This window comes from Paenibacillus periandrae (genome assembly GCF_022458865.1).
In the GTDB taxonomy this organism is placed as follows: Bacteria; Bacillota; Bacilli; order Paenibacillales; family NBRC-103111; genus Paenibacillus_S; species Paenibacillus_S periandrae.
The window spans coordinates 117,415-138,780 of the sequence record NZ_JAJNMU010000002.1 but is presented as its reverse complement, the minus strand read 5'-3'; the positions used below and the strand labels follow the sequence as shown (position 1 = coordinate 138,780).

The following is a 21,366-nucleotide window of genomic DNA, read 5'->3' as shown; positions in this document are numbered from 1 at the left end:
ATTGACAGCTGTACAGTAACCAGGGTGGTACCGCGATCAATTCGTCCCTGTCAGCAGGGGCGTTTTTCTGTTTAAAAGGGGTTTTGGGGAGTGGAATCGAGGTTTTGCTTGGCTTGCGGAGAAGTAAAGTTCAAGAGCAAGGAATTTATGCAAATGATGCGGCCCCTGCGTGCGCAAGGGATGTGCCTTCAGCCGCTGTTGAACCTGGATGATCTTGATTAGACGAAGTGGTAATCATCCAGGTTCAAAGGCGGCCCGTAAACTCTACGGCACAATCCCTTGCTCCCTCGGGAGCCCATTTGCACAAATTCTTTCCTGCGGATGAACTTTACCTGCTTCGCCTGGGGCAAAACTCCTACTCCATCCCCAATTGGGGGGTGGAGTAGTGAACCCCACGCTGCGCGAAGCTTTCAGTAACAAACACAAAAGCACCAACCTGAGCGTGTCCCGCAGGGACGATGCGGCTCCAGAACACAACAGCAGCACCCAGCAAGCACCCGCCCTTGCCCTTGCACCGTACTTGAACTTGCACTTGCTCAAGCACCAAAGTCAAGCGTGTCCCGCATGGGACGAAAGCGGCCCGAGCACACGCATGAACTCAAAAGGCATAGCACCACAGTCGAGCGTGTCCCTGAGGGACATAGCGGCCCGAGAACAACACAGTCCGCCACGCTCCCACGGGAGTCCAGAGGGCAAAGCCCTTTGGGGCCCTCCCTATAGGGAGGGTTTGGGAGGGTAAAAAAACCACCGGAGGTATCTATATGAAAGCCAGTGAAATCCGTTCCAAATGGCTCGCATTTTTTGAAAGTAAAGGACACCGCATTGAGCCGAGCGCGCCGCTCGTTCCGCACAACGATCCATCCTTACTGTGGATCAACGCAGGAATGGCACCGCTTAAAGCGTATTTTGACGGACGTATTGTTCCTGAAAATCCGCGGATTGCCAATTCGCAAAAATGTATTCGTACCAATGACATTGAAAATGTCGGCAAAACACGCCGTCATCATACTTTCTTTGAAATGCTCGGTAACTTTTCAATCGGTGACTATTTTAAAGAAGAGGTTATTACCTGGGCATGGGAATTTCTGACGAGCCCCGAGTGGATCGGCTTTGATCCGGACCGTTTGTCGGTGACGGTGTATCCTGAGGATACCGAAGCTTTTGAATTTTGGAACAAAAAAATCGGGCTTCCGGAAGAGCGCATCTATAAGCTTGAGGAAAACTTTTGGGATATTGGCGAAGGGCCTTGCGGACCTTGTACCGAAATTTTTTATGACCGTGGCGATGCGTATGGGGACTTGAGTGATCCAGAGTGCTGGCCAGGTGGTGAGAATGAACGTTTCCTGGAAGTGTGGAACCTGGTGTTCTCCCAGTTCAACCATAACAAAGACGGCAGCTATACACCATTGCCTAATAAAAATATCGATACAGGAGCAGGTCTGGAGCGCTTTGCTTCGATTTTGCAAAATGTGGACTCCAACTTTGATACGGATTTGTTCATGCCGATTATTGAGCAAACCGCCAAGCTTGCTGGCGTGACGTATCATGAAAAGACAGAAACGGATGTAGCATTGAAGGTTATTGCCGATCATATCCGTACGGTTGCCTTTTCCGTAGGTGACGGTGTGCTTCCTTCCAATGAAGGACGCGGTTATGTCATTCGTCGTTTGCTGCGTCGTGCCGTACGTTACGGGAAAGTAATCGGTCTCGATAAACCGTTCCTGCACACGCTGACACCGATTGTTGGTGAAATTATGGGCGTGTACTACACAGAGGTTGTCGACAAACGCGAGTTTATCGAGAAGGTAATTCGCACCGAAGAGGAGCGTTTCCATGAAACCTTGTCCGATGGTTTGGCTATACTTGCTGAATTAACGGAAAAAGCCACCTCCGAGGGCCGAACACAGATCAGCGGCGCGGATGCCTTCAAGCTGTATGACACATACGGGTTCCCATTTGATTTAACAGAGGATTTTGCTTCAGAAAAAGGTTTGACAGTGGATCGTGAAGGGTTTGACAGCTCGATGCAGGAGCAGCGTAATCGTGCCCGGGCAGCGCGTCAGGACTCGGACAGTATGAAGGTGCAGGGCGGACCACTTGCTGAGCTGACGGTTAAAAGTGAGTTTGTTGGTTATACTGAATTGGTAACTACTGCTAAAGTGATTGCTGTGGTGCATGAGAATCAATTTGTCGATTTGGTTGGTTTGGGCGAGACGTGTCAGGTGGTGCTGGATGTCACTCCTTTCTATGCGGAAAGTGGTGGACAGGTGAGCGATCACGGCTATCTTGCTTCAGGTGATGTCCGTTTAAAAGTAGTGGATGTCAGCAAAGCACCGCATGGTCAGCATGTGCATACTGTTGTAGTTGAATCCGGTGTGCTGCGCAAGGGTGATACCGTGCAGGCGGCGGTCAGTGAAGAAATGCGCGAGGATATTATCAAAAATCATACGGCCACTCACTTGCTGCACAAAGCTTTGAAAGATGTACTGGGTGAGCACGTGAATCAGGCAGGCTCATCGGTAGCTCCAGAAAGATTGCGTTTTGACTTCTCGCATTTTGGCAGCATTACGGCTGAAGAGCTGCAGGATGTCGAAAAACGGGTTAACCAGCAAATCTGGAAAAGCACGCAGGTTTCGATTACACTTAAACCAATTGCGGATGCCAAGGCAATGGGGGCGATGGCTTTATTTGGTGAGAAATACGGCGATGTTGTCCGTGTAGTTCAGGTAGGCAGCTACAGCCTGGAGTTATGCGGCGGCTGTCATGTGGCCAATACGAGCCAGATAGGTTTGTTCAAAATCGTCAGTGAATCAGGTATCGGTTCTGGTGTTCGCCGGATTGAAGCCGTGACGGGCCGTAATGCTTATTTGTATATAGATCAACAGCTGCAGCTGCTGCGCGATTCATCAGGGCTGCTGAAATCCAACATTCAAGAGGTTCCCAAACGAATCGAGGGGCTGTTTGTTCAACTGAAGGAATTGGCTAGAGAGAATGAATCCTTGAAGTCGAAGCTTGGCAAAATCGAGGCCGGTTCTTTAACAGACCAGTTGAAACCCATTGCAGGAGTACCCGTGCTAGCTGCACAGGTTAATGCCGGGGATATGGATTCGCTTCGCAGTATTGTGGATCAAATGAAGGCTAAGCTGGGTTCGGCAATTATTGTGCTGGGCGCGATTGCGGATGACAAAGTGAATCTGGTAGCAGCCGTAACACCGGATCTGGTGGCTCAAGGCTTTCATGCTGGTAAGCTGATCAAGGAAACAGCGGCAATTGTCGGTGGCAGCGGTGGCGGCCGTCCCGATATGGCTCAAGCAGGAGGCAAGGATGCTTCTCAATTGTCGGCGGCTCTGGAGCAGGTAGGACATATTGTAGAAAATCAAGCGAAGCTGAAAAAATAAATTTGTACTGTCAAGAGGAATTTTTCGACAAATAGCGAATATCTAAGAAGGTAACGTGTTTTGTAAGCTACTATTCATCATTTTTGTTTCTAGGGGGTGTAGGGATGAGCTCGATGGATAAAACGATGAAGTTCAATGTGAAAGCGGAAGAAATCGAAACATCACCCAAGGAAGTTATTTTGGCGGTATATGACGCGCTGCAGGAAAAAGGCTATAATCCGATTAATCAAATTGTAGGCTACCTTTTATCCGGCGACCCGGCTTATATTCCACGCCATAATAATGCTAGGAGCATCATTCGCAAGCGCGAACGTGACGAGTTGATTGAAGAGCTGGTCAGATCGTATTTGCAGCAGCATAAATCATAAGATGCAGGGCAGGAAATACTAGATATGACAAGATTGCCTGCCGTTGGGAGTTTAGTATACGATGGAACGTTTAATGGGTTTGGATTACGGAGACAAAACGATCGGTATCGCCCTTAGTGACGAATTGGGCTGGACAGCTCAAGGTCTTGAGGTCATCCGGAGAACAAGCTCAGAGAAGGATATGGCAAGACTTCGTGAATTGATAGCGCAGTATAGCGTTCACGAACTTGTCGTAGGCTTGCCCAAGAATATGAACAATACCATAGGTCCTCGTGCAGAGCTGTGCATCGCTTTTGCCGAGTCTCTGCGAGAAGTTTTCGGACTGCCCGTACATCTATGGGATGAACGACTGACAACAGCCTCTGCACAGCGTGTGCTGATAGATGCTGATGTCAGCCGCAAGAAAAGAAAGCAAGTCATCGATAAGATGGCAGCTGCGCTCATTTTGCAAAATTATATGGATTCCAATACGAAGAGGTGATTGGCGTGACTAAAGAAGAACAACTTCAAGAAGAAGAACCGGAAATTATTTATATCCCGGATGAAGAAGGTAATGAGGAAGAGTTTGAAGTCATTATGAAGTTCGAGGTTGACGGTTCCGATAAAAAGTATATGATGGTTGTGCCGGTCGACGCGGAAGAGGAATCCGATGAGGTGTATGCTTTCCGTTATGAGGAAGACGGAGATGACCTGCAGTTGTTTACGATCGATAACGAGGAAGAATGGAATATTGTCGAAGAAACCTTTAATACATTGATGGATGAGGAAGTCGAAGAGGAAGAAGACTCCAATTAATGGAAACGATAACGGGAGGCGTTCTTTTTGTTCACATTAAAGGATGTAAAATTAATAAGTCAGTTGCGCAGCACCTACGGAGATGATATTATCTTGTATGATGATAATGAACAATCCGTAGTTTACAAGCTGCTCACTGAGTTTCAGCTGGGTGATCAGAGCTATGCGGTTGTGAAGCAGGATCAGCCTGTAATCGGAGAACCTGAGGTTTTTCGGGTTATAACTGGCCCAGACGGAGAGCTCGAGCTGGAAACCATAGATGATGATGACGAATGGGAAAACGTGACTGAGCTGTATGATGAGATGACGTTTTCCGAGGATAGTGCGTTGTAAACAGGATGTTGGTTTCAAACGGAGTGAGCGGAGACAATCCGCTCTTTTTCGTTGTTTATGCGTACTTGGTCGAAAGGAGTAGTAGTGGCACCGTTTAGTAGAGTAAAAAAGCTTGTAGTATCCTTAATTGTGATAGTTATAGTTGTAGTCGTATTAGCTTCGATCGGTTTGGGTTTGTATGTGAAGCAAGCCTTACAGCCTGTTGCTGAATCCTCTCAGCCGCAAACGATTATGATCCCGCCAGGCATGAGTCCGCTCTCTATTGCGGAGCTGTTGGAAAGCAAAGGTTTGATTCGCAATGCGCGAGTTTTTACTTATTATTTAAAATATGCTCATCAGGGCAGTAAATTTCAGGCAGGCGAATATGAAATGCTTCCCGGGATGACCAATGATGCCATTATTGATACCTTTAATAAAGGTTTAACAGTTAAAGAGCAGGGAATCAAGCTTACCGTGCCCGAGGGTTATACCGTAAGGCAGATCGCGGATAAGGTGCAACAGCAATTTGGAATCGATCCGGGATTATTCATTGAGAAGGCACAGCAGGACAATCATTTTACGGCCCATGTATTCTCGAAAATGGCTAATCAGACTCAGCTGCGGAGCAGGCTGGAGGGTTATTTATTTCCTGAGACTTACGAATGGAGCAAAGACATTAAGGTCGAGGATATGCTGAATAATATGATGCTGGAGCTCGACAGGAAGCTGGAGCAGCTTCCGGACAATTGGCCGCAAGCGATGGCGGACCGCGGGCAAAGCTTTCACGAGATGCTGACCATTGCTTCATTGATCGAACGTGAGGCTGTATTGGATGAAGAGCGTCCTCTCGTTAGCGGTGTCATTCACAATCGATTGCGCAAGAAGATGGAGCTGCAAATCGATGCCACTGTTCAATACTTGTTTGATAAGCCGAAGGATCGTTTATTTGAAAAGGATTTGCAAACGGAAAGTCCGTATAACACTTATTTGCACAAAGGCTTGCCACCTGGTCCTATTGCGAGTCCAAGTCTTTCATCGATTAAAGCGGCGATATACCCGGCAGACAACAACTTCCTGTACTATGTAACGAAAAAGGATGGTACCAAGGCGCATTACTTTGGGGAAACCTTTGATCAGCACCAAAAAAATATTGCAGTCAGCAAGAAAAACGAAAGCACGCTTAAAAAGTAATTTTTTTATTGAAGGGTGAGAGTACAATGAAAAAACCAGAGCTGTACATTTCTGCCGGAACAGCAGAAGAAGCACGGCGTTATGTAGAGGCCGGAGCCGATGCGGTATCGGTCGGTGAGCATCGTTATGGCATGCGGTTATCTGGAGAGGTCCTCCTGGACGAATTAAGCGAGTTAATTCCCTGGTGCCATGAGCGTGGAGCCAAGGTATACGTAATGGTTAACAAAATTATCGATAACGAGATGCTTGCTCTGCTTCCGAATTATTTGCAGCGTGTGCAGCAATTGGAGGCCGATGCGGTTGTATTCGGGGATCCGGCCGTATTGATAGCAATGCGCCAGGCTGCACCAGGTTTGCCGCTGCATTGGAATGCCGAAATGACTTCGACGAATTATGAAACAGCCAATTATTGGGGCTCCAAGGGATCGAAGCGGGTCGTATTGGCCCGGGAACTGAACATGGATGAAACCCTTGAAATAAAAAGCAAGCTGCCGCACATGGAAGTACAGGTGCAGGTGCACGGTATTACGAATATTTACCATTCCAAACGCAGCCTGGTAACCAATTACGAGGACCATCAGGGACGCGAACAAGGCGCATCCAAAGGACTTGGGGATGGGCTGTTTCTGATCGAGCAGGAGCGTAAGGATGAACGTTATCCGCTGTACGAGGACGAGAATGGTACGCATATTATGAGCTCTGATGATATTTGTATGCTTGAAAACCTGCATGAGCTGATTGAAGGTCATCTCGATAGCCTGAAGATTGAAGGCTTATTAAAATCACCTGAATACAACGAAGCAGTAATTAAAAGTTATCGACTGGCGATTGATACCTTCTGCTCTGACCCGGAAAACTACGTATTCGAAGAACAATGGCTGGATGCAATTCGGGAGCTGCAGGACCCAAGACGTGAGCTGACGTTCGGCTTTTTCTTTAAAGAGCAAGTGTATTGAACTAGAATTGGATAGGTAAAAGGAGTGATCGTGATGACGTTGATACAGCAGCAGCTTCTTGGCAAGCGAGTACGTCTGGATAAACCGGAGCTGTTGGCCCCGGCTGGTAATCTGGAAAAACTGAAATTTGCTGTCCATTATGGAGCTGACGCCGTCTATATTGGGGGCCAGCAGTATGGACTGCGTTCCAATGCGGACAATTTTTCATTCGATGAAATGCGCGAAGGTGTGGAATTTGCTGAACGTTACGGAGCCAAAGTATTTGTAGCTACCAATATTTATGCTCATAATGAAGATATCGAGGGGTTGGAGGCCTATTTACGTGGCATTCAGGATGCGGGTGTAGCAGCGATTATTGTTGCGGACCCGGTTATTATTGAAACCTGTAAGCGGGTTGCTCCCAAGCTTGAAATTCATTTGAGCACCCAGCAGTCTACGATGAACTGGCAGGCCGTGCAATTTTGGAAGGAAGAAGGCATGGACCGGGTAGTGCTTGCACGTGAAGCGAGTATGCAGGAAATCGAAGATATCAAGAAAAACGTCCACGTTGAGATCGAGGTATTCGTGCATGGCGCGATGTGCAGCTCCTATTCAGGGCGATGTGTCTTATCCAACCATTTTACCGACCGTGATTCTAACCGCGGCGGCTGCTCGCAATCCTGTAGATGGAAATATGATTTGTTCACAACGGAGCAGGATCAGCAGGTTGGGATTAAGGAGCTTCCTTTATTTCAGGCTGAGGACGACGCCTTTTCGATGAGCTCCAAGGATTTATCGATGATCGAGCATATTCCAGAGCTGGTACGTTCGGGTGTAGACAGCTTCAAAATCGAAGGCCGGATGAAAAGTGTTCACTATGTGGCTACAGTCGTCAATGCATACCGTCAAGCGATCGATGCGTATTTTGCCGATCCTGAACATTATGAGATGAAGCCTGAATGGCTTTATGAAATTCAGAAGGCTGCTAATCGGCCGTTGAATACAGGATTTTTCTATGAGCACCCGGATCATGAAGACCATATCTTTGAGCCGGAGGATAAAGCAGCGCCTTACGATTTTGTAGGTGTAGTCATAGCCTATGATGCGGATAGCGGCATAGCGACCATTCAGCAGCGTAATCACTTTAAGCCCGGACAAGAGATTGAATTTTTTGGACCGAAGGGAACCTTGTTCAAGCAAAACGTTCCTGCTATCTATGATGAATCGGGTCAAGAGCTTGATGCGGCGCGACATCCTCTTCAATCGATCCGGATGAAGCTGGATCAGCCCGTTCGACCTATGGATATGATGCGTAAAAGAATGCGTAAAGCATAAAAAGCGGATAAAAGAAGCCTCTAGCTTTTGGGGCTTTTTTTGTCTAGGGTCATAATACCCATGGACAGTTATGGAAAAAAGTAATATGATCCAAATGGTCGAAAAAAATGCAAAAATCGCCAAAAAATTTAAAAATGAAGCATTTGGACTATTTTATTTCCAATGAAAGCGATTTATAAAAAGGAAATACAAAAACGATGTCGAATATCATTTCTAATGTTATTATGTCATCACTATCTCGCAGAAGAAACTATATCAGATTAGGTGGTGGTTCCTTTGAAAGGAATACTGTCTGTGCTTAGCGAATGGACAGCAAAAATCGGCAACATTTTTAAAAATCTCGTGTCAAAAAAAGAATCCAACAAAGGAGCTACGAGTTCAGAGCATATGAAAAATTCGATGAGTGGTCTTCGTTTGGAAAATCCAATTAAATCCGTCGGCATGAAATTATTTTTAATTTTTCTCGTGAGCATTCTCTTTTTCGTATTGACAGTAGGATTCACGTCGTACAATATTTCCAAAGGTGTTATTCAGAAAAAGGTAGCAGATGCCTCCGAGCAGACGATCATTCAGGCAGGTCAAAAGCTGGATATCATGTATACGGTCTATGAGGATCTGTCGATGCAAATTTTGCTAGACAACGAGATGAAGACACTGCTTGTTGACTCGGAAGCCGTTAATAAAGGAAGCTATGATTATTTGCAAATGCGCCAAAAAATCAGCGATAAATTAAACGTCTATACATACTCGAACAAAACGATTAAAGCTTTGCATTTATTTCGCCCTACAGGCGAGCCCATCGCTGCTTCGGGAGGGTCTACAAGCAAAGAAACTTTGATTCAGGAGCCGTGGTTCAAAAAAATTACGGATGACAACGGTCGTGCCTCCTGGATCGAAACTAGAACTGGAGGTTTTGTAGATACATCCTCAGGAAACAATACAGCAGCTTTCGCTCTTGGACGTGTATTGAAAAATACTTCCACCAACAGCACACAAGCGGTTCTGCTTATGGAAATTAACGTAGATGCTGTAGGAAAAGAATTAGCTGATATTCAAATGGGTGAAGGCGGACAAACCATTATTATTACCCCAGGTATGAACATAGCTTATTCTACGGATAGAGCTGCTATTGGCAAGCCGACCGTTTTGGATATCACTCCCGATATTCTGAAGGACGAAGCACGCAGTGCAATGAATGGTAAAAAGGACTTGCAGCTTGTGTACTATAAATCGACCAAAACAGGATGGTACCTGCTGGGTGCGATGCCAATTGCCGAGCTTGTTAAGGACGCCCAGGCTATATCCAATATTACATGGATTATGGCACTCGTAGCGGCATTAATTGCGGTCGGTATCGGGATACTGGTAGCCAAAATGATTGGGAAGCCTGTAATTATGCTTCGTAACCTGATGAAAGAAGGGGAACAGGGGAATCTGACTGTTCGGATGAATGTTCAATCACAGGATGAGATCGGCCAATTGGGTCATAGCTTTAATCAGATGATGGAGAAAATTACCGTACTGGTGCAGCAAACCAATCGATCCGCACAAGAAGTATTAGAGACTGCAACGGAGTTATCGGATGCATCCAAGAAAACAGCTACTTCCGCTAAGGAAATCGCGATTGCTACAGAAGAAATAGCTGGAGGAGCTTCGAGCTTAGCGGTTGAATCAGAACGCGGGAATGAGCTGACACACAGTATCGGCATGCAAATGAAAGCTGTTGTCAATTCGAATATTGTTATGGGTACAGCTGCAACCGATGTTCAGAAATCCAGTGAACAAGGTATTCAATACATGTCCGAGCTGATTCTGAAAACGAATGCTACCGAAGAAATGACCAGAAATATGGTTGAGAAAGTCGATAATCTGAAAGAGAGCACGCGCTCGATTCGCAAAATACTTGAAGTATTGAGCAATGTCTCCAAGCAAACGAATATATTGTCCCTTAACGCGACTATCGAAGCTGCTCGTGCGGGTGCTGCTGGTAAAGGCTTCATGGTTGTTGCTGACGAGATCCGCAAGCTTGCTGATCAATCTCGTCAATCAATTGCAATCGTTGGACAAATCACCGAAACGATTCAAAAGGAAATTGATGAAACGGTTAAAGTTCTATCCAATGCGTACCCGATTTTTCAGGAACAAATCTTGTCTGTTAAAGAAGCCGATTTGATATTTAAAGAAGTACAGAATCATATGGGCGGATTTATTGGACAGTTGTCCGAGGTAACAGAATCGATCAGCCAGCTTGATGCGTCCCAATTGGTTCTTAATGATGCGATGACGAATGTCAGCGCTGTTGCAGAGGAATCCTCGGCAACGTCACAGGAAGTAGCATCGCTCAGCTCCGAGCAGTTGAACATTAGCTCCGGCTTGGTTCGTTTGTCCGACAAGCTTGAACAGCTATCCAACTCGCTGCAAGAGTCTCTTTCCAAATTTGATGTTTAATTTAAGCTGATGAAGGCATTCAGCAAAAAACCTCCAACCACTTTAAATGGTCTGGAGGTTTTTCTAAGTTTTAAACTGTATAGGCAGCCTGATAATAATCGCACGTTTCCTGCAAGCCTTGCCGTAAAGTATAAATGGGTTCCCATCCCAGATGCTGTCTGGCAGCCGTGTTATCCAATCGACTGTGAAGAATATCGCCGGCGCGTGGTGATTCGAATTTAGGTGCATAAGGAGTATCACACAGCTCACACATCAACTGGAGCAGCTCAACAACAGTCGTTTGAACGTTCCAGCTAATATTGTAAATTCCCCGGCTCCCATGTGTCAAAGCCGCCATATTGGCCCTAACGATGTCTTTTACGTAGATGAAGTCTCTTGTCTGATCCCCATCTCCGAAAATTAACGGTTGCTGCTTCTGCAGCAGCTTGTCCACGAAAATGGATACGACTCCGCCTTCGCCTTTAGGATCTTGACGAATACCATAGACATTTGCATAGCGCAGGATCGTATAATCCAATCCGAATAAAGCGGAGAAAGCTTCAATATAATGCTCGGGTGTATGCTTCGAGATGCCATAAAATGAAAGTGGTTTTAGGGAATGACGTTCATCAACACCCAAATATTCAGGAGTGCCATAGACAGCTGCCGATGAGGCATAGATCAGCTTTCTTACGCCATGATTACGGCACTGCTCGAGTATGGCAATGGTGCCCAGGATATTAATTCTGGCATCAAGGAGCGGCTGCTGGAGAGAGGTCTGTACATCGATTTGCGCGGCATGATGAATGACAATTTCCGGATGTATCGCTTCAAATAGCTGTGAGAGCTGTCCGTCCAATAAATCAGCCTTATAGAAGGTCGCCTGGGGATTGATGTTGCTTGTTTTGCCTGTAGAGAGGTTATCGAGAATATGTACGTGATGTCCGTCCTCAATCAGCTGATCTACAATGTGAGAAGCGATGAAGCCAGCGCCTCCTGTTACAAGAACATTCATGAGTCAACCTCCAATGATAAATTAGAAGAAATGTCTAATAGAGCTATGGAAACTATTTTAGCAGAGGTACTGTCCAAGATGCATTGTCGATCCAGGTACGGTTGCTGAACTCGCGACCTTTGATAACGACCTGGTGCGGATATACTTCAATATACATACCTTGAGCTAGCGATGACGTTTGTCCTGGCAATGTACTACGGGTACGCCCCACAGATGCATTGTTAAACCAATGGAAGGGGGTTTTCCAGTTGTAGTGATCCTCGCTCTCAAAGCTTCTGTGTGTATGTCCAGATATGACGAATACGTTTTTGTAGGGCTTCAAAATATCGGTAAATTCGTTTGCGCGGATCATTTGATGAGTTCGTCCATCTGTGCCAAGAGCAGGCAGCGGCTGATGAATAAATACGAGTGATGGTTTACCGTCTTCATGAGACTTCATAATATTGCGAAGCCAATTGAGCTGCTCGTCCGAGTACCAGGCTCCTTCACCAACCTCCGGTCTTTCTTCTACATAAGCCTCCTGGGATACCATGATTAGATGAACCCCGTTAATCCAGGCGTCGATATAAGGCTTGTTCCCATAAGCGCCATAAGCGAGAAAGTTCTGGAATCGAGCGCGGGACATGGCATCGGTCTTGCCGTTAGGTACTGTTTCTGTAGAAAATTCTCCCTTGGCTGTAAGCCAGACATCGTAATAATCATGATTGCCCATGTTGCCATAAATCTGTGGCAGCTCGTATTGATTCAAAATCTTTTTGAGTAACAAATAATCGCTTAATCGCCCAAAATCAGTTAAATCCCCCCCAAGCACGATAGCATCGATTTTTGTTTCCCAATTGGTAATATCTTGAAGTGCTAAATGCAGTTTGTCTGACATGGATGATTCATTGATCGTGATATGTAGATCGCTAAGCACGAATAATGAAATTAAGGGTTCATTGGATACAGCTTCGATGAAGCCTGTGGTGGCATCTGCCGCTTCTGCATTGGCGGTGAAGCGACGTACAAAAGGCAGGGAGCCTGCAGCTCCAGCAGATAATAAACCTAAAGAAAGTAAGCCTTTTTTAATGAAATTTCTGCGTGTTATCACAATCGTTCACCCAATCAGTCTAGGGCCTGTATGAAATCTGGTCTGACAGGTCACCCTAAAGTTTGTTTTTATTATGAAGTTTCTCTTCTATTATAACTTTACGCGAGGATGATCTCAATCCAAACAGGAATCAAGTATAAATTAAACTTCCAAATAAACGAGATAAACGGTTGATAAATGATGATATAGTTAGCGCGGTCAGAATGAATACGCTCTTTTGACCTTATTCAGCCTTAAAACCATATTAAACCTAATATTCAAGGAACTGCTGCCACTTTACGGTGAGAGCATTGTGATTGTATTATACATCATGTGTGTATGTAACAGGTTTAAAGTGAACCTAATCAGGGAGAAGAGGAATTCAATCACATGGTAAGTAGAGTAAAACGTCTTTTTATTGGAAGACCTATGAAATCAGAGGAGCTTGGTGAAGAAAAGCTAAGTAAGTTAAAGGCTTTGGCTGTACTGTCATCAGATGCTCTATCCTCGGTAGCTTACGGAACCGAACAAATTCTACTCGTTCTTATGACAGTGGGTGTGGCTGCGCTATGGTATTCGATTCCCATTTCGGTGGCGGTTCTGGGACTGCTGACGATTCTGATTTTATCTTATCGGCAGACGATTTTTAATTATCCTGCAGGCGGGGGAGCTTACATCGTAGCCAAAGATAATTTGGGTCTGTCAACGGGCTTGATGGCAGGTGGTTCTTTGCTTGTGGACTACATTTTAACAGTAGCGGTTAGTTCCTCTGCCGGTACGGATGCCATTACCTCAGCATTCCCTAGTCTTCATGACCATCGTGTATTGATTTCCTTGATTATGATCACTTTTTTGACAGTATTGAACCTGCGCGGCATTTCAGAGTCAGCTTCTGTGCTGGCGCTGCCGGTTTATTTGTTTGTATGCTCTGTTTTTGTTTTGATAGTTTGTGGAATTTATAATTATTTAACGGGCGGGGTCAGTGCGCCACAGCCGGTCTCAGGAATGACGATGTCGGGTGTCGGCTTGTTCCTGCTATTAAAGGCGTTCAGCTCTGGCTGCTCGGCGCTTACGGGGGTCGAGGCGGTGTCCAATGCGATTCCTAACTTCAAAAAGCCTGCTGAGAAAAATGCGGCTGTGACACTTATGATGATGGGTGTTATTCTCGGAAGCATGTTTATCGGAATCAGTCTGCTAGCTTACTGGTACGGGATTCAGCCAACGGAAAAAGAAACAGTTGTTTCACAAATAGCGGCTTCTACCTTTGGCCGGGGAACGCTTTATTATATTATTCAGGGTGTCACTGCCCTTATCCTGTTTTTAGCGGCGAATACAGCCTATTCAGCATTTCCTCTGCTAGCCTTTATGCTGGCCAAGGATAAGTTTATGCCGCATATGTTCATGGTTCGGGGTGATCGGCTCGGATTTTCAAATGGTATTATAATCTTGGGTGTTCTGTCTGCGCTGCTCGTTATTGTATTTCACGGAAATACGGAAAATTTGATTCCACTCTATGCGGTTGGTGTGTTTATTCCGTTTACTTTATCGCAGCTGGGTATGATGATCAAATGGATCAAGCGCAAGCCGAACGGCTGGGTCCTGAAGCTGATCATTAATTCAATCGGGATGCTAACGACACTGGTCATTACTTTTATTTTTATCATAACGAAATTTAGTCAGGTGTGGATGGTCTTTATCTTTTTGCCAGTCGTTATGTTCATTTTCTACAGCATTCACAAGCATTATCTGAATACGGCAGATGAGCTGAGAATTCAAATTGATATCGACAAGCCGGTTATTAAGGGAAGCACGATCGTAATTCCTGTCGCCGGTATTACCCGCGTAGTGCTTAATACGATTAGCTACGCCAAATCATTAACGGATAATGTGGTGGCGGTGTATGTAGGCTTTGATGATGAAGAAATTCAGAAGATGGAGGCCAAATGGGAGGAATGGAATCCGGGTGTACGCCTTATAGTGTTAAGGTCGCGCTATCGGAGTATTATGAAGCCGTTGATCCGATTTATCGATACGGTAGAGTGGAAAACAGCGGATACCGATCATATTACGGTATTGATTCCGCAATTCATTACGAAGTATTGGTGGCAAAATATATTGCATAATCAAACAAGCTTATTGATCCGTGCGTACTTATTTCAACAAAAGGACATCGTAATCGCCACAGTTCCCTTTCATTTGAATCGGTAAGTCAACAATTGTCTTTTCATGGGTGAAAGAATCAGGTAACATGGAATTAAATGGCTTGCAGACGTGTTGATGGGGGATATTTGTACAATGAATCAAATTCACAAGCAGCGTTCTTTTATGAGAGAGCTATTGATCTGGGTTGTGCTGCTTATAGTAGCTCCACTGGTTACCGTATCGATTCTTTTTTATCAACATGAAATGTCCGGAATGAACAAGATTGAGCAAGAGAAATCGATTCTAACGAATCAAACTGCTCAGAAGCTGGTTGAACGTCTGGGAGATACTATTCTCGGGATTACCGTTACAAACGGGTATTGGGAGGATAACCGACAAGCTGTACTGAATAATGATTTGCGATGGATTCAGGACAATGTTGGTGTAGTACCCGATGTAGTGCCCAATATTGATTTTGTTGCGGAAACCGATTTACAGGGCAACGTGCTGGTACAATCCGGGGATGTAGCAGAGTTGAAAACCAAGGTCTTGTACCCTTTTATTCTTGATAAGTTTCAAAAGGAACCGAAGTTTTCCGGGATCGTAAATACGTCCAAGGGACTTGCCGTTGTAGCTGTAGCCCCTGTTACGAGTAATAAGGGAGAAGCGGCCCCCGTAGGTCTTGTCATATTTGGCAGACTGCTTTCCGATGAAATTATAGTTGGTTTAAAGGATACACTGCAAGCCGATATTGCGCTTCTCCTTAACTCTGGACAGTTTCTAACTTCTACAAAAGAGATATCGAATGAGCGGCTGCATACTTATGTGGACACAATGAAAACAGATGGCTTGGAGCATTTCAATCTGGAGCGCCGCGGAGAGCTATTGGTTGCACAATCTGCAGCGCCTCTGCTGGATATGGAAGGGAAAACTATAGGAGCGCTGTACGCAGAGCTGCCGACCCGATCGACGACAGAAGCCGCCGACCGACTTCGCATTCTCGGACTTTGCTCACTTGCCGGCATGCTGCTGCTGCTCGGGCTTGTTATTCTTATGGTAAGACAGCGAATTATTTTGCCATTGCGCCATTTCACGTTAACTCTGGAGGAAGTTGCTGCCGGACGTACGGTTAAAGAGATGCCTAAGCATGTCCTGCATGCAGAAGCACAAATTGTCGGAGCCATTGATAAGATTATGCAGTGGAATCAGGTGCTGGAGCAAACGGTTGCCGAGCGAACGGCCTCGATTCGTTCCTTGTTGGATAATGCCAGACAAGGTTTTATGTCGATTGGACCTGACCTTCGGGTAATGGGAGAACACAGTGTGGAGTGCACACGTATTTTTCAACAGGATATTGCCGGACAGCGATTGGGATCGCTGTTCTATGCAGGCGATGAGCAGGAAGCGGTACTGCTGGAATCGATCCTTGATGAATTTTATAATGAGCCGGACGAGTGGAAGCGGGAATTGATTTTCTCGCTGCTGCCTGAAGAGGTTGTCATACATGGAATGGTCGTCCAGATTGAATTCAAGTACTTGCCCGCTGCAAAATCTGGCGCTTTACAGACGGAGGTGGGCGGGGCTATCATGGTCATGCTTACCGATATTACCGAAACCCGTCGACTGGAAGAGCAAATGAATCGTGAACGCAAAAGACTGCAAATGGTCGTTCATGTGATCACACATTCTGAGGATTATGCGCAAATAACAAGAAGCTTCGAAACCTTTTGCAATACGGAGCTTGTTGAGCTCTCAAGTGGTAATGAATCGGTTGAGGACAAGCTTCTTGAGATCTACAAATCAATTCATACGTTCAAGGGCAGCTTTGCCTTGCTGCAATTTATGCATATCGTACCGCAGCTCCATGAGCTGGAATCGGAACTGATGGAGCTGCTCGGGCGCGAAGTCAAACCGACATGGGAGGAGCTTGAGCAATGGCTTCGCTCGCTGCGGTTAAATGAATGGCTGGACAAGGACAGCCAGCTTCTGAAGGAAGCTCTGGGTGATGCGACATCGGAGATGGGCATGGAATATGAAGTGAAATTGACGAAGGAACAGTGGCAGCACCTGGAACGAGAGTTAAGGATGAGGCTGACCCTGGCGGAGGACAAGCTATGGCTTGCTGAATTAAGAAAATGGCGCTTTAAGCCGTTAAAGGCGCTGATCCAGCATTATCCTGCTTACTTGACGGAGCTTGCTGAGCGTAATGGACTCCTTTTGTATCCAATAGAGCTGAATGGAGCGGACATCCCTGTTGACCCGGAACGTCTGAACGGCTTGACGCAATCGCTCGTTCATATTGTAAGGAATATCGTAATTCATGGTATTGAGTCACCGGAAGAACGCGTCGAGCAAGGCAAGGATGAATATGCAACGGTCAGCTTTTCAATCGAGCAAGTACAGAACGAGCTCACTTTGACGATTTCCGATAATGGCCGTGGCATTGATCTGGAAGCGGTAAGATTACGAGCGGAATCCAGAGGTCTGCTGCCTCCTCATAATGAAGAAAAGCCGTTGTCGAACGAGCATATTGCCAATTTGATTTTCAAAGATCAGCTATCGACGACAAAACATACGACAGAATGGTCGGGTAGAGGAATTGGCCTATCCGCAGTAAAAGCGGAAGCTGAAAAGCTCGGTGGAACGGTTCGGGTATCCACGTCAAAAGGTAGCGGTACTGCATTTATCGTGAAGCTGCCGTACGAAGATATTACGGGTGCAGAAAGGGTCGGATCACTGTGAATCATGAGGAGCAATATTTTCAAGCTTTTACTGCTAAATCGGCAGGATATATAACTGGACTTGGAATTCCAGGCTTGAAGGAGCTTGAGGATCAAGATGAAGGATTATTTTTGGAGGATGTAACGGCCTTTATTCAGCTTAGCGGTGTCATTCAAGGCGGTGTTATACTTACGGTTGATCATTCATTGGCAGGCGCGTTGGCTCACAAATTTATGCTAGAGGAAATTACTGAGGAAGAAGCGGCGCAGTATGGGGTTGAGGTAGTCGCAGAAATTGCGAATGTGATTTCAGGAAATGCTTTGACAGACCGTGATGAACATGATATTTTTTTAGGAGCGCCTTTGGTGATCGTGACCAAAAAAGCGGAGCTGCGATCCAAATTCAGCAATTTTTTCGTAAAAAGATTCCAAACTGATTCAGGTAACTTCTATTGTATATACATTCCTTCGCAAAATAAATCCGAGCTTGCTCGTATACTTGCAATTTAATCTACCTACGTTTGGAGGATTCAAGGCAGTGGCTAACGTTATGATTGTTGACGATTCAACGGTAATGCGCAGAAATATCAAGCTCATTCTTGAACGCGCTGGACATAAAGTAGTGGCAGAGGCCACAGATGGCAGAGAAGTGCTGGCAAGCTACATTAATCATAAGCCGGATTTGGTTACAATGGATATTACGATGATCAATATGGATGGTATTGAGGCGCTGCAAATTTTGCTGAAATCCTTTCCCCAAGCAAAGGTTGTCATGATCAGTGCAGTTGGACAGAAGCAGCAGGTGTTGGAGGCGATCAAGTCCGGTGCCAAATCGTATGTGGTGAAGCCTTTTGAGGCTGATAAGCTGTTGGAAATCATCGGAAAAGTTTTAATAGCCGGTTAAATGCAAAACATACATAGGTATATCCATAACAGCCGTCAACAGAGAGATTCTGAGGATGGCTGTTTGTTTGCGTCTACTGAAGTCAATTAGGGTACTATAGAAAGATAGTACTTCTTTTCCTGGAGGGGTCGGGTATACTTATCAATAGGTAGAGACGATAGTGAATGCTTACGAAGTGAGTTTTCTACGAAAACTTTGAGGTGGTGTGTACACAATGAGCAGAAAATGGCTGGAGCATGAGGGGCCGGAATGGGTCGATAAACGTATTATAACCCGGGAGCAGTATGAACAAATATTGGATCTGTACCGTGATAATAAGCATGCAATTGGGGTTCTGCCGCTGCTCGGCAGCATATTGGTCGGCCTCGGGATATTAAGCTTTATTGCTGCCAATTGGCAGGAGATCCCACAGCTGATTCGACTGATCCTGATTATCGTGCTGATGGTTGCGTTCTATGCAGGTGGAGAACTGTTCCGCAAAAATGACCACGACAGACTTGGGCTTGCCATGACGGCTTTGGGACTCACCTGCTTCGGTGGGGGTATTGTCCTCATTGCACAAATGTTTCATTTGGTCTCCTACGATATTACTTCGTTCATCATCTGGGGTTCGGTGGGTACGCTGCTCACGTATTTGTATCGAAGCAAGCTTTTGTACTTAATGAGTTTGCTGATTTTTACAGTTGCCCAGTGGTATGGCGTTGTTGAGCATCATCAATTCAGTTATGTCTGCTTCGCTATTATGGTTGTCGGATTAGGCTATTACAGCTGGAGGCGTCAGCAGGTTGGTGTGATCTGGTGCTTTGCCGTAAGCTTCGTGCTGCAAGCCTTGATGCTTGTCATCGAACAGGAATGGAAGTTCCTCTGGATATTTGTTCCGGTGATGCTATTATACACGCTGGGTGACTGGATAAAGGATCGGAGCTCAGGATTTGCGCTGCAGTCCGTACCGCTGGCGTCAGCATTTCTGTTTGCCATTGTGATGGTGCTAGCCTTTGATGATTTTACGCGGGGCGACCGTCTGGAATTGCTGGCGCAGACTCCTTATTTCATTGGAGCCTTGTTATTGCTATTCGCTGTATCCTTGTATGGTAAATGGAAGCATAACCGGATCTCGAGCGCTTTTGAATGGATATTGGCAGTACCGTTTATCTATTTACCTTCAGGTATTGCCGTGATGTATTTGCTGGCACTGTTCACCTTTTCCTTCTACGTATTATGGAGAGGGTATATGGAGCAGTGGCGCTTCAAGATTAATTTTGCTACAGTGCTGTTTATTTGTACCACGATGGTAGCTTATTTCAAGTTAACCTGGGACTTTATGGATAAATCGTTGTTTTTTATTATTGGTGGCTTACTACTGCTAACGTTAAGCTGGTTTTTAAACCGCAGGAAAAAAGTTGTTCTCCGGGATGCCAATGAAGGGGGGAACCACAATGAGTGATCAACCGATGGAAAAAAAGCGCCGATTAACATTACTTCTTATTATAGTTGTGCTTCAAGTGTTGTTCCTCGGTGGAATTGCAACCTCCTACTACGCAGTTGGCTGGTTCGGCACCGAAATTAAAATTAAAACCGTACCTGTCGATCCTCGCGACTTTTTATACGGTGACTATGTAACGCTCGGCTACGAGATTAGTACGCTGGATTCTCAATTATGGAGGGAGTCTACGGATAAGCCAGTTCAAGGTGAAGCTGTTTATGTGCTGCTGAAGCCTTCTGGCAACGGGCTGTATGAAGCGGCAGGAATTTATCGCAGTAAACCTAGCACCCAAGAGGGTCAAGCTGTGTTAAAAGGAACCGTCGATTATAGCTGGGATGACAGGGTTCGTATTGAATATGGGCTGGAGCGGTACTATGTGCCGGAGGGTACAGGCAAAGAGCTGGAAAGAGAAGCCCGCAATATGATCGTAAGAGTGAAGATTGCTCCTTGGGGACAGGCAAAAATTAATGGCCTTGAAGAAGTGACACCTTCGTAAGGATGAGTTGGAGATACTGGAAGATTAGCTGTGAACCCAGCTTGTTTCGATGAATTAAGGGTTGTAGTGACGTAAAGGGTTAATGATTATAAGGCAGAAGGAGGCTGTCCCATAAGCTATGAAAATGGCTACGGGACACCTCTTTTCAATTTTTCACAATAAAAAGAAACCGTTCTTTGGTAAAATGGAGGTACCACCCACCCACTCGGCCAATGGTTCCGAAACCAGAGAGTTAATTACATCAAACAACACCGCTTTAGCGTAAGGATTCCAGTTTACCCGAGTTTGAATGAAAAACATTGTCATTATAGGCAAAAGGACGAGATTCCAAGGTATATGTGAAGGAATTAGAGGGACTACAGCTGCTTCAGGTAACCTGCTATGGTATCGAAATGAGCCAGCCATTTGTTGTACTCGGGGGTCCCCGGCGTCGTGACCAAGTTAAAATTCGCTTGCGACATGGAGCTTATGACGCTGTTCCAGCCGACGGCATCCGGTATTCGTCTCTTGCCACGATATCTGGTCAAGCCCGCCTTCCACAATAATCGGTAGCTTGTTCGACAATATTGTCCCGAACTGTACTTAGGTCGGCAAGGCTCGAACGCATGTACCCGAAGTCCGTACCGATCATGGCCGGATATTTCACCGTCCGTCGCGTTCGGATTAGACAGGGTGGCGGCGTATGCCTTGCCTCCACCCATCTGGAGCAAGCAGGGCCATCAGGAATGCAATTACAAGAAAACGATATTTTTATTATTTTGAGGATTGTACGGACG

The 21,366-nt window shown here is 45.7% G+C and carries 21 protein-coding genes; 17 read left to right on the top strand and 4 right to left on the bottom strand.

Annotated features, from left to right (window positions below):
- Positions 1-90: 90 nt before the first annotated feature.
- On the top strand, positions 91-222 hold the full coding sequence (locus tag LRL21_RS45520; protein WP_275900572.1) for a hypothetical protein: 132 nt from the start codon (positions 91-93) through the stop codon (positions 220-222).
- A 133-nt stretch (positions 223-355) separates the two neighbouring features.
- Here LRL21_RS45520 and LRL21_RS03180 read toward each other — a convergent pair whose 3' ends face one another.
- Complete coding sequence (locus LRL21_RS03180) at positions 356-532, bottom strand: hypothetical protein (protein WP_240414318.1); 177 nt, start codon at positions 530-532, stop codon at positions 356-358.
- Positions 533-761: 229 nt separating this feature from the next.
- On the opposite strand from LRL21_RS03180, the gene alaS reads away from it, so the two are divergent.
- The 9 genes from alaS (at position 762) to LRL21_RS03135 (ending at position 10,782) form a co-directional block, all read left to right on the top strand.
- Positions 762-3,398, top strand: coding sequence for an alanine--tRNA ligase (gene alaS / locus LRL21_RS03175; protein WP_240414317.1), 2,637 nt, complete (start codon positions 762-764; stop codon positions 3,396-3,398).
- A 104-nt stretch (positions 3,399-3,502) separates the two neighbouring features.
- On the top strand, positions 3,503-3,766 hold the full coding sequence (locus LRL21_RS03170; RefSeq protein ID WP_076231688.1) for an IreB family regulatory phosphoprotein: 264 nt from the start codon (positions 3,503-3,505) through the stop codon (positions 3,764-3,766).
- A 61-nt stretch (positions 3,767-3,827) separates the two neighbouring features.
- Entirely contained in the window at positions 3,828-4,247 is a 420-nt protein-coding gene (gene ruvX / locus LRL21_RS03165; RefSeq protein ID WP_240414316.1) for a Holliday junction resolvase RuvX, read from the top strand.
- Between the two features lie 5 nt (positions 4,248-4,252).
- Entirely contained in the window at positions 4,253-4,561 is a 309-nt protein-coding gene (locus tag LRL21_RS03160) for a DUF1292 domain-containing protein (protein ID WP_240414315.1), read from the top strand.
- A 27-nt stretch (positions 4,562-4,588) separates the two neighbouring features.
- Positions 4,589-4,894, top strand: coding sequence for a DUF1292 domain-containing protein (locus LRL21_RS03155; RefSeq protein WP_240414314.1), 306 nt, complete (start codon positions 4,589-4,591; stop codon positions 4,892-4,894).
- Between the two features lie 57 nt (positions 4,895-4,951).
- Positions 4,952-6,064, top strand: coding sequence for an endolytic transglycosylase MltG (gene mltG / locus LRL21_RS03150; RefSeq protein WP_275900571.1), 1,113 nt, complete (start codon positions 4,952-4,954; stop codon positions 6,062-6,064).
- Positions 6,065-6,090: 26 nt separating this feature from the next.
- Complete coding sequence (locus LRL21_RS03145; RefSeq protein WP_240414312.1) at positions 6,091-7,020, top strand: peptidase U32 family protein; 930 nt, start codon at positions 6,091-6,093, stop codon at positions 7,018-7,020.
- A gap of 33 nt (positions 7,021-7,053) precedes the next feature.
- Entirely contained in the window at positions 7,054-8,334 is a 1,281-nt protein-coding gene (locus LRL21_RS03140) for a peptidase U32 family protein (RefSeq protein WP_240414311.1), read from the top strand.
- A gap of 387 nt (positions 8,335-8,721) precedes the next feature.
- The gene (locus LRL21_RS03135; protein WP_420832425.1) at positions 8,722-10,782 is read left to right on the top strand and encodes a methyl-accepting chemotaxis protein; all 2,061 of its coding nucleotides are present in this window, start codon (positions 8,722-8,724) and stop codon (positions 10,780-10,782) included.
- A 70-nt stretch (positions 10,783-10,852) separates the two neighbouring features.
- Here the strand turns inward: LRL21_RS03135 and LRL21_RS03130 are convergent, their stop codons facing one another.
- Positions 10,853-11,776: an NAD-dependent epimerase/dehydratase family protein gene (locus LRL21_RS03130; protein ID WP_240414309.1), complete on the bottom strand. Its 924-nt coding sequence runs from the start codon at positions 11,774-11,776 to the stop codon at positions 10,853-10,855.
- 52 nt (positions 11,777-11,828) lie between these two features.
- On the bottom strand, positions 11,829-12,866 hold the full coding sequence (locus LRL21_RS03125) for a metallophosphoesterase family protein (RefSeq protein WP_240414308.1): 1,038 nt from the start codon (positions 12,864-12,866) through the stop codon (positions 11,829-11,831).
- A gap of 369 nt (positions 12,867-13,235) precedes the next feature.
- Here LRL21_RS03125 and LRL21_RS03120 point away from each other — a divergent pair, with 369 nt between their 5' ends.
- The 7 genes from LRL21_RS03120 to LRL21_RS03090 all read left to right on the top strand — a co-directional run bounded on the left by LRL21_RS03120 (position 13,236) and on the right by LRL21_RS03090 (position 20,855).
- Positions 13,236-15,053: an APC family permease gene (locus LRL21_RS03120; protein WP_240414307.1), complete on the top strand. Its 1,818-nt coding sequence runs from the start codon at positions 13,236-13,238 to the stop codon at positions 15,051-15,053.
- Positions 15,054-15,140: 87 nt separating this feature from the next.
- Positions 15,141-17,729, top strand: a complete 2,589-nt coding sequence (locus LRL21_RS03115; protein WP_240414306.1) for an ATP-binding protein — start codon at positions 15,141-15,143, stop codon at positions 17,727-17,729.
- Positions 17,726-18,217, top strand: a complete 492-nt coding sequence (locus LRL21_RS03110) for a chemotaxis protein CheX (RefSeq protein WP_240414305.1) — start codon at positions 17,726-17,728, stop codon at positions 18,215-18,217. Before LRL21_RS03115 ends, LRL21_RS03110 begins: the two co-directional genes overlap by 4 nt.
- 28 nt (positions 18,218-18,245) lie before the next feature.
- A complete protein-coding gene (locus tag LRL21_RS03105; RefSeq protein ID WP_338044569.1) occupies positions 18,246-18,611 on the top strand; it encodes a response regulator in 366 nt (121 codons plus the stop codon).
- Between the two features lie 214 nt (positions 18,612-18,825).
- A complete protein-coding gene (locus LRL21_RS03100; protein ID WP_240414304.1) occupies positions 18,826-20,055 on the top strand; it encodes a DUF2157 domain-containing protein in 1,230 nt (409 codons plus the stop codon).
- Entirely contained in the window at positions 20,048-20,590 is a 543-nt protein-coding gene (locus LRL21_RS03095; RefSeq protein ID WP_240414303.1) for a GDYXXLXY domain-containing protein, read from the top strand. The genes LRL21_RS03100 and LRL21_RS03095 overlap by 8 nt, the downstream gene beginning before the upstream one ends.
- 118 nt (positions 20,591-20,708) lie before the next feature.
- Complete coding sequence (locus tag LRL21_RS03090; protein ID WP_240414302.1) at positions 20,709-20,855, top strand: hypothetical protein; 147 nt, start codon at positions 20,709-20,711, stop codon at positions 20,853-20,855.
- A 91-nt stretch (positions 20,856-20,946) separates the two neighbouring features.
- Here LRL21_RS03090 and LRL21_RS03085 read toward each other — a convergent pair whose 3' ends face one another.
- Positions 20,947-21,291, bottom strand: a complete 345-nt coding sequence (locus LRL21_RS03085; RefSeq protein WP_240414301.1) for a hypothetical protein — start codon at positions 21,289-21,291, stop codon at positions 20,947-20,949.
- Positions 21,292-21,366 lie beyond the last annotated feature (75 nt).